The organism is Tissierellales bacterium (assembly GCA_035301805.1).
Taxonomy (GTDB): domain Bacteria; phylum Bacillota; class Clostridia; order Tissierellales; family DATGTQ01; genus DATGTQ01.
This window is the reverse complement of the sequence record DATGTQ010000227.1, coordinates 1-10,026: the sequence shown is the minus strand read 5'-3', so window position 1 is coordinate 10,026 and position 10,026 is coordinate 1. Positions and strand designations below refer to the sequence as shown.

Annotated in this window: 7 protein-coding genes; all 7 read left to right on the top strand. The window is 30.6% G+C overall.

Features of this window, described 5'->3' with window-relative positions; translation table 11 throughout:
* Nucleotides 1–76 precede the first annotated feature (76 nt).
* Nucleotides 77–1,462 carry a bifunctional UDP-N-acetylglucosamine diphosphorylase/glucosamine-1-phosphate N-acetyltransferase GlmU gene (gene glmU, locus VK071_11555; protein ID HLR35946.1) on the top strand — a complete coding sequence of 462 codons (1,386 nt, stop codon included), beginning with the start codon at nucleotides 77–79 and terminating at the stop codon, nucleotides 1,460–1,462.
* A 20-nt stretch (nucleotides 1,463–1,482) separates the two neighbouring features.
* Nucleotides 1,483–2,433, top strand: a complete 951-nt coding sequence (locus VK071_11550; GenBank protein ID HLR35945.1) for a ribose-phosphate pyrophosphokinase — start codon at nucleotides 1,483–1,485, stop codon at nucleotides 2,431–2,433.
* Nucleotides 2,434–2,444: 11 nt separating this feature from the next.
* Nucleotides 2,445–3,008, top strand: coding sequence for an aminoacyl-tRNA hydrolase (gene pth / locus VK071_11545; GenBank protein ID HLR35944.1), 564 nt, complete (start codon nucleotides 2,445–2,447; stop codon nucleotides 3,006–3,008).
* Between the two features lie 58 nt (nucleotides 3,009–3,066).
* Entirely contained in the window at nucleotides 3,067–6,600 is a 3,534-nt protein-coding gene (mfd, locus tag VK071_11540) for a transcription-repair coupling factor (protein ID HLR35943.1), read from the top strand.
* 157 nt (nucleotides 6,601–6,757) lie between these two features.
* Nucleotides 6,758–7,624, top strand: a complete 867-nt coding sequence (locus VK071_11535) for a peptidylprolyl isomerase (GenBank protein HLR35942.1) — start codon at nucleotides 6,758–6,760, stop codon at nucleotides 7,622–7,624.
* Between the two features lie 139 nt (nucleotides 7,625–7,763).
* Nucleotides 7,764–8,315, top strand: a complete 552-nt coding sequence (gene spoVT / locus VK071_11530; GenBank protein ID HLR35941.1) for a stage V sporulation protein T — start codon at nucleotides 7,764–7,766, stop codon at nucleotides 8,313–8,315.
* 136 nt (nucleotides 8,316–8,451) lie between these two features.
* On the top strand, nucleotides 8,452–10,026 hold a 1,575-nt coding region (locus VK071_11525; GenBank protein HLR35940.1), incomplete at its 3' end, for a polysaccharide biosynthesis protein.

Below are 10,026 nucleotides of genomic sequence, written 5' to 3'. Positions count from 1 at the left end.
ATTTAGGTATGGACTTATAATTTAAATTGTATAAAATATTATTGGATGGATAAAAACAAAAGTAGAGGTGTTATATATGAATATTGCTATAATTTTAGCAGCAGGTGAAGGAACAAGAATGAAATCCAATAAATCTAAAGTTCTACATAAAGTATGCGGGAAACCTATACTTAGTTATATTGTTGATGCCAGTAAAAATGCTGCTATAAAAAAGAATATAGTGGTAGTAGGCCATGGAGGAGAAGAGGTAGAGAAGTGCTTTAAGGAAGAAGATGTTGTTTTTGTAAAACAACCTATTGGAGAAAACATACCCTATGGTACAGGTTATGCCGTAATGCAGGCAAAAAACTATATTGATAATGACAGTAATGTAATAATTTTATATGGTGACACTCCATTAATTACTGAAAATACAATTAATAGTTTAATAGAATATCATGAAAAGGGAAAATTTGATGGAACAGTTTTAACTGCAGTCCTTGATGATCCTACTGCATATGGTAGAATAGTAAGGGATGATTCTGGAGAATTAGTAGGAATTGTTGAAGAAAAAGACGCAACTGTTGAAGAGAAAAAAATAAAAGAAATAAACTCAGGAATATATTGTTTTAGAGGGAAGCTTTTAAAAGATGCACTAGACAAAATTAACAATGATAATGCTCAAGGTGAATACTATGTAACAGATGTAATTGAAATTCTTAAAAAGGAAGGTTATAAAGTTGGTGCCTATGTAATCGATGATTCAACAGAAATTAATGGTATTAACACAAGAGTTCAATTAGCTTTTTCGGAAAAAATGATGAGAGCTAGGATAAATGAAAGACATATGTTAAATGGTATAACTATTATAGATTCTGATAACACTTATATACAAGATACAGTAAAAATAGGAAAGGATACTGTAATTTATCCAGGAGTAATATTAGAAGGAAACACAATAATAGGTGAAGATTGTATAATAGGGCATAATACAAAGATTGTTAATTCTAATATAAAGGATGGTGTAGAAATAGAAACTTCTACTATATTAGATAGTACAGTAGGTGAGGAAAGTAAGATAGGTCCATATGCTTATTTAAGACCTAATAGCAATATAGGAAAACGTGTAAAAATTGGGGATTTTGTAGAGGTTAAAAACTCTACAATAGGAGACTATTCAAAGGCTAGTCATTTATCTTATATAGGAGATGCAACTGTCGGGAAAAATGTTAATATAGGTTGTGGAGTAGTTTTTGTAAATTATAACGGAAAAGTAAAGCAAAAAACTATTGTTGAAGACAACGGGTTTGTAGGCAGTAACTCTAATCTAGTTGCCCCGGTAACTGTGAGAGAAGGAGGATATGTTGCTGCCGGCTCTACGATAACTGATGAAGTGCCAGCAAATGCATTATCAATAGCAAGAGGAAGACAAGTAAATAAAGAGGACTGGGCTACTAAAAAAGATTTTAACGATGATAATTAAGTATTAGGAGGAGTCAGAGGATGAATTTAAATAAGAAAGGCATAAAGATTTTTACTGGTAATGCAAATAGAAAACTTGCAGAAAGGATTAGTAAGGAATTAGGAGTTCATTTGGGGGACTGTAAAGTAGGAACATTTAGTGATGGAGAAACAACAGTAGATATTAATGAAACGGTAAGAGGTTACGATGTATTCGTTATACAGCCAACTTGTCCACCAGCAAACGATAATTTAATGGAAGCATTAATTCTTATAGATGCTCTTAAAAGAGCTTCAGCGGCTAGAATAAATGCAGTAATGCCTTATTATGGCTATGCAAGACAGGATAGAAAGACAAAGCCAAGACAACCTATAACTGCTAAGCTTGTAGCAGACTTAATAACTACTGCTGGTGCGGATAGAATGTTAACTATGGATCTACATGCAGGACAAATTCAAGGTTATTTTAATACTCCAGTAGACCATTTATGGGGCGTTCCAATAATGGCAGAATACTTTAAGGATCTAATAGATAGGGAGACTGTAGTAGTGTCTCCTGATTTAGGAGGAGTAACTAGAGCGAGAAATTTTGCAAATTTACTTGATTTACCTATTGCAATTATAGAAAAAAGAAGACCTAAGGCAAATGTTTCTGAAGTAATGAATATTATAGGAGATATAGAAGGAAAAAACGTAGTTATAATTGATGATATAATAGATACAGCAGGGACTATGTCTGAAGCAGCTAGAGTACTAAAAAGCTTCGGGGCCTTAAAAGTATATGCTTGTGCTACTCATCCAGTTCTTTCTGGGCCTGCAGTAGAGAGAATAGAAAATTCTGAAATAGAGAAGTTTATTATTACAGATACTATTCCTTTACCAAAAGAAAAGAAAATAGAGAAAATAGAGGTTGTAAGTGTAGCTCCGCTATTTGCTGAAGCTATAAGAAGAATATATGAAAATGCCTCTGTAAGTGAATTGTTTGATGATTAAACAAGGGGTGGATGTATTTGTATGTAGTTGTTGGCTTAGGAAATCCTGGTAAAGGCTATACTAATACGAGACATAATATAGGATTTGATGTTTTAGATTACTTGGCATCTAGAAACCATATAGAAGTAAATAAGATAAAGTTTGACTCACTATATGGAGAAGGAAGAATTAATAATGAAAAAGTAATTTTTTTAAAACCTCAAACATATATGAATAATAGTGGTATAGCTGTATCAAGTATATATAATTTTTATAAAGTACCTATAGAAAACATTATTGTTATAGTAGATGATATTGATATTGAATTTGGGACTATTCGTTTAAAGAGAAAAGGAAGTGCAGGTACCCATAATGGGTTAAAATCAATAATTAGTCAACTGAAAAATAATAACTTCCCTAGAATAAAGATCGGAATAGGTCGGCCTTATGAAGGACAAGATTTAGCAGATTATGTTTTGAGTAAGTTTTCAGGTAAAGAAAAAAAGGATATAAATAAAGCAGTAGAAGAAGCAGCATTGGCCGTAGAAACCATAATAATAGAAGATATAAACAAAGCTATGAATGAATTTAATTGAATAGATACCTAAGCCCAGGCTTTCCTGGGCTTAGGGTGTTAACTAAGGAGTTGGTAGGATGCAGAAAAATATGCTAATAGATCCATTATTAAATATGAGACCATATATGGAACTTATAGAAAGCATAGACAATGAAACTACCCCTATAGCTATCCATGGCTTAAGCGAAGGAAGCATAGGGCATTTCGCTTATGTCTTAAATCAGCATAAAAATAGAACAATTTTAATAGTAACTTCTGATCAATTGAAAGCTAAAAAGATATTTGAAGATATAAAAAATTATAAAGATGATAGGGTAGAATTTTTTAATGGTAAAGAGATTCTTTTATACGATGTGGAGGCTTTTAGTCAAGAGGGTATATACGAAAGATTAAAAGTATTATCAAGACTTAATGAAGGAGAAAACATAATAGTAGTTACATATGTAGAGGCTTTACTAAATAAAGTATTGTCTAAGAATTTATTTAATAAATATACTACTAAATTAGAGTATGGGCAAATAATAACTTTAGAGAGGTTAACTGAAAACTTTATATCTCAAGGCTATGAAAGGGTAACTCAAGTAGAGGGAGTTGGACAATTTAGTATTAGGGGAGGTATTGTAGATTTTTTCCCACCGAATAGTAAAAACCCTTATAGAGTTGAATTTTTTGGGGATGAAATTGATTCTATTAGAAGCTTTGACATAAGGGATCAAAGGTCTATAAAGAGGGAAGAGAGGACTATAATTCCTCCTGTAAAAGAAATATTAATACTAGAGGAATATAAAGAATGTATTATACAGGGAATGGAAAGGGATTTAAATAAAACCATAGGTGAAACTGTTTTAAACTCAAGAGAAAAAGATAATCTTAGGGAAAAGTTCATAAATTATATTGGTAAGCTAAAAGAGAATTTATCAATTGTAAATACAGATATGGTTGTGCCTTATGTACCTAATAAGTATTTAAATAATGTTATAGATTACTTTGATAATAATAGTATTGTTTTAATAGATGAACTAGATAGAATTGAAGAAAAGGTCAAGGAAATGGAAGAAAGATTTTTAATGAATTTTACTAATGTATTTGAGAGAGGAGAATTATTATCTCAACATAAAAATATTTATTTTAACTATTCTTTAATTTTAGATTCCTTGAAAAATAAAATTTGTATAACTTCGACTTCATTATTAAAAAATAATCCTAATTATGCTCCCAAAGTTATAATTAACTTTACAACTAAAATTATGCAGCCATTCCACAATAAAATAGATTTTCTAATAGAAGAATTAAATCATTATAAGTATAAAGGATATAAAACAATAATATTTGCTGGTACGGAAGACAGAGGGAAAAGGTTAGAAGAAGTTTTAAGAGGAAAAGGTATAGAGGCTGTCTTTGTAGAAGATGTATATAGAGAAATTAAATCTAGTCAGGTATTTATTATACCTTTTTCTATTAATAGTGGCTTTGAATATACTTTTGGGAAATTAGCCTTTATAAGTGATAAAGAGGTATTTGGTAAAGTAAAAAGAAAAGTTTCAAAACCTTTAAAAAAATTAGGAGAAAAGATAAAAACATTTTCTGATTTGAAAATAGATGATTTTGTAGTACATGAGGCTCATGGTATTGGTCAATATAAAGGAGTTGAACAATTAGATATACAAGGAATTAAAAAGGATTATTTAACTATAGAATATAGAGGTAATGATAAATTATATTTACCTGTAGACCAAATGGACTCTATTCAAAAATATATAGGGGGAAATGGAGTCAGGCCTAAAATTAATAAATTAAGTAGTTCAGATTGGGCAAAAACCAAAGTAAAAGCAAAAAAGGCTGTTGAAGATATGGCTAAAGATTTACTTGAGCTATATGCTAAAAGGGAAAAGGTTAAGGGATTTGCTTTTGACAAAGATACGCCTTGGCAATCCCAATTTGAAGATGCCTTTCCTTATGAAGAAACAGATGCTCAACTTAGAAGTATTGATGAAATAAAGAAGGATATGGAAAAGCCAAAACCTATGGATAGATTACTTTGTGGTGATGTAGGCTATGGAAAAACAGAAGTAGCCTTAAGAGGGGCTTTTAAGGCTATTACCTCGGGTAAACAAGTAGCATTTTTAGTGCCAACTACTATTTTGGCACAACAACATTATAATACAATTATGGAACGTTTTGAATCCTACCCTATAAATGTTGAAATGCTCAGTAGGTTTAAAGCCCCTGGGGAACAAAAAGAAATAATAAGTGGATTAAAAAACGGTACAGTAGACATTGTTATAGGAACTCATAGATTGATTTCTAAAGATGTAAAATTTCAAGATTTAGGATTATTAATTGTAGACGAGGAGCAAAGATTTGGGGTAAAGCATAAGGAAAGATTAAAACAATTAAAAGAAAATATAGATATTTTAACTCTTACGGCTACACCAATTCCTAGAACCTTGCATATGTCTTTAGTTGGAGCAAGGGACATGAGTATTATTGATGAGCCACCAGAAGAAAGATACCCTATACAAACTTATGTGGTAGAATATAATGATCAAATTGTACGAGATGCTATTATTAAAGAAATTAGTAGAGGTGGGCAAGTATATTTTGTATACAATAGAGTTGGAAGTATTGATAAGGTGGCATCTAGATTGAAAAAACTTGTACCCGAAGCCCGTATTGCAATAGGCCATGGACAAATGAGTGAAAGACAATTGGAAAATGTTATGTTAAGTTTCTTAGATGGAGAATACGACGTACTAGTATGTACAACTATAATAGAAACAGGTCTTGATATACCAAATGTAAATACTATGATAGTATATAATGCTGATAAAATGGGTTTATCCCAACTTTATCAATTAAGGGGGAGAGTAGGAAGGTCTAATAGAATAGCCTATGCTTATTTAACTTATGAAAAAGATAAAGTTCTTTCTGAAGTGGCTGAGAAACGATTAAGAGCAATTAAAGATTTTACTGAATTTGGTTCTGGTTTTAAAATAGCAATGCGGGATTTAGAAATAAGAGGGGCAGGTAATTTATTAGGGGTAGAACAACATGGGCACATAGAAGCAATAGGTTATGATCTTTATGTAAAATATTTAAACGAAACAGTAAGAAAGCTTAAAGGACAGGAAAAGAAAGAAAAAATTGAAACTACAGTAGACTTAAATGTAGATGGTTTCATACCAAAGAATTATATAGTAGAAGAGGAACAGAAAATTGAAATATATAAAAAGATAGCTGCCATAGAAAATATGAAGGATTATGAAGAAATGATAGATGAACTTATAGATAGATTTGGGGATGTACCAAAAGAAGTGGATAATCTAATGAATATTTCATATATTAAACATTTAGCTGGGGAATCTTATATAACTAATATAGAGCAAAAAGGAAATAAGATAATACTAGAGTTTAAATCCCATTCTTATATTACACCTGATCTTGTGAGTACATTATCTAAAGGCTATGGAAGAAGAATAATATTTGATTTAAGCTATAAGCCGATTTTTAAGTTTATAGCTAGGAAAGATATTATATTGAGCCTTAGAGAATTAATAGAAGAAATTAATAGCTTTATTAATAAAGAGGCAGTATCTAAAAGGGAGCAATAGTATAAAGGTAAGGCGATATTTTACAGTTTTAACTAGGATGTTTTTCTCCCTTAGGGTAATAAGAAGACCTTATTGGGGAATTAATGGTTACATTAAATAGGAAAATAATATATAATAGATGAATAGTCGTATAAAAAATAGAGAGGATGTTATTTTTATGAGCCTTAATAAAAAAACTATAATTATGGTATCAATTATTAGTCTATTTGTTTTTATTTTAGCAGGCTGTAGTCAAACTTCCAATGGAGGAGAAGGAGAAAAGATAGTAATAAAGGTAAATGGTGAAGAGATGCCTATGGATGAATTTAATAATTATCTTGAAACTTTCATAGAAAAAAGAGTAGTTTTAGAGGATTCTAATAAAAAGAATATTAAAGCAGATGATGAAGAAATAAAACAAGCATTAAGTATGTATGAGCAACAATATGGTGGAGAAGAGAATTTTAAAAATGTTCTTGAACAAAATGAAGTTAGTATAGATGAATTTAAGGAAGAGTTAGAATATGTATCTATTCATCAAAAACATGCGGAAGATTTTATGGAAAATGTAGAAATACCTGACGAGGAAGCTAAAAAATATTTTGAAGAAAACAAAGATGAATTTATATCAGTAAGGGCTAGCCATATCTTATTAGAAACAGAAGAAAAAGGAAAGGAAATTTTGAAAAAATTAGATGAAGGTGAAGACTTTAAAACCTTAGCGACGGAAGAATCTACTGATGAAAGTTCAGCACAAAATGGTGGTGACTTAAATTATTTTAAAAAAGGTAAAATGGTAAAAGAATTTGAAGATGTAGCATTTAAATTAAAGCCTGGGGAAGTAAGTGATTTAGTTAAGTCTCAACATGGTTATCATATAATTAAAGTTGAAGATAGAATGGAAGAGTATAATGATTTAAAAGATGAAGTATTGCAAGTTTTAAAAGATGCAAGATATGAAGAATATATTGAAGGACTTAAGGAAAAGGCTAAGGTAGAAATTTATTTAGAAGATGATAAAAAAGATAATAAGGAAAATAAATAAGAAAAGGCTTTGTAGAAGATTCTACAAAGCTTTTTCATTTAATGTAAATACTTTAACTTTAGTTTCCTATAGATGTATAAAATACTGGCAATAGTAAAATAATATATACACAATATAAAACTTCGTAAGGAGGCAAAAAATGAAGGCTACTGGAATAGTTAGAAGAATTGATGATTTAGGAAGAGTTGTAATACCTAAAGAAATTAGACGTACTTTAAGAATAAGAGAAGGTGATCCATTAGAGATTTTTACTGATAGAGAAGGTGAGGTAATACTTAAAAAATATTCACCTATAGGGGAATTGAATGAATTTGCTACGGAGTACTGTGAGTCCTTATATGAAGCTACAAATCATACTGTAGTTATTACTGATAGAGATCTTGTTATAGCTGTATCTGGAGGGTCAAAAAAAGATTACTTAGAAAAGAAAGTAAGTCCAGATTTAGAAGAGGTAATGGAGAATAGAAATGTCCATATTACTACTGAAGATACAAAACCAGTTAAACTTGTTTATGAAGATGTAAATTTTGAAGAATATACATTTCAAATAATAGCACCTATAGTTATGCAAGGGGATCCAATTGGAACAGTCACCTTCTTATCTAAGGATCCAGATATAACCATGGGAGAAGTGGAGGTGAAATTAGCAGAAACTGCTGCAGGATTTTTAGCAAAGCAAATGGAAACATAAATAGTCTACCTTTTAGGTAGTCTATTTTTTTTATTTAATATTTAATATTTGTTATAATATAGTACTATATTAAATAATATTTTGATATAATAATACTGGATAATAAGTAAAAATAGGAGTAACAGGAGGAAATACAATGACTAAGGAAAATTTTTTAAAGGGAGCAGCTGTTCTAAGTATTGCTGGTGTAATTGTAAAAATACTAGGTGCTTTTTATAGAATACCTATTAGTAATATAATAAAAACAGAAGGAATGGGTTACTATCAAACAGCTTACCCTTTATATGTTTTGCTACTTACTATATCTACTTCTGGGTTTCCAGTTGCCATTGCTAAACTTGTGTCAGAAAAGAGAGCACTAGGAGATCATAAAGGGGCTCATAAAATTTTTAAAGTAGCGTTATTAGGGTTAATCATATGTGGGGTAGTAACTAGTGTATTTGTATTGGTAAATGCTGAAAGTATTGTCGAAGCATTAGGAAATAGAAATGCTTATTATTCTTTAGTAGCTTTGGTGCCAGCTTTATTTTTTGTGCCTTTAATGTCGGCTTTTAGGGGATATTTTCAAGGAAGACAGACTATGACGCCTACAGCTATTTCACAGATAATTGAGCAATCCTTTAGAGTAGGATTTGGTTTGATTTTAACATATTATCTTTTAGATAAAGGTATACCCATTGCAGCAGGAGGGGCATCCCTTGGTGGTTCTATAGGTGCAATTGCTGGTGCAATAACAGTAATTGCTATGTATATATCAAAAAGAAGTGGTATCGGAGAAGAAATAGAATCATCAATAAGTAAGGAAGAAGAGACTACAGGGAAAATTATAAAGAATTTACTTATTATTGCTATACCTATAACTATTGGTTCTGCAATAGTTCCTATTATGGATACTATAGATGCGGCAATTGTACTTAGAAGGTTACAAGTTATAGGTTTTACAGAATTTGAGGCCAATGATCTTTATGGTCAAATGAAAGGTTTAGCTCAAACCTTAGTAAATTTACCTCAAGTATTTTCATTAGCTTTGGCTGTTAGTTTAGTTCCAGCTATATCAGATGCTCATGCTAGAAACCAAAAAAGAGATATAGAAAATATTACTTCTTCAGGTATAAGAATGACATTACTTATTGGTTTGCCAAGTGCTTTAGGATTATTTATTTTAGCTAAACCTATTATTAGATTATTATATTTTAGAAATCCTATGGAGAAACTATTAAGTACGGGAGAGATTCTTCAAGTAATGGCTTTAGGAGTAATTTTTTTAACATTGGTTCAGTCTCTAACGGCAATTCTTCAAGGATTAGGAAAACCTATAATACCTGTAAGAAATTTAGGGATAGGGGCTATAGTAAAAATATTTTTAACTTTTGTACTTACATCTATACCTAGCATTAATGTAAAAGGGGCAGCTCTTAGTACTGTAGTAGCCTATTTTATAGCTTGTGTATTAGATTTAATAAGTGTAAAAAAATATACTAAAGCTAAAATAAATACAAAAGATGTATTTATAAAGCCTCTTATATCAGCAATAGGTATGGCAATTGTTGCAAAAGCTTCTCATGTATTGTTTTCTAAGCTAATTGGAGATAGATTAGCTACAATTGTTGCAATAGGTATTGGGGGGATAATTTACTTTTTCCTACTCCTATTTACGGGTTCTCTTACATATGAAGACTTTACACTTCTGCCAAAAGGTGATAAAATAGCA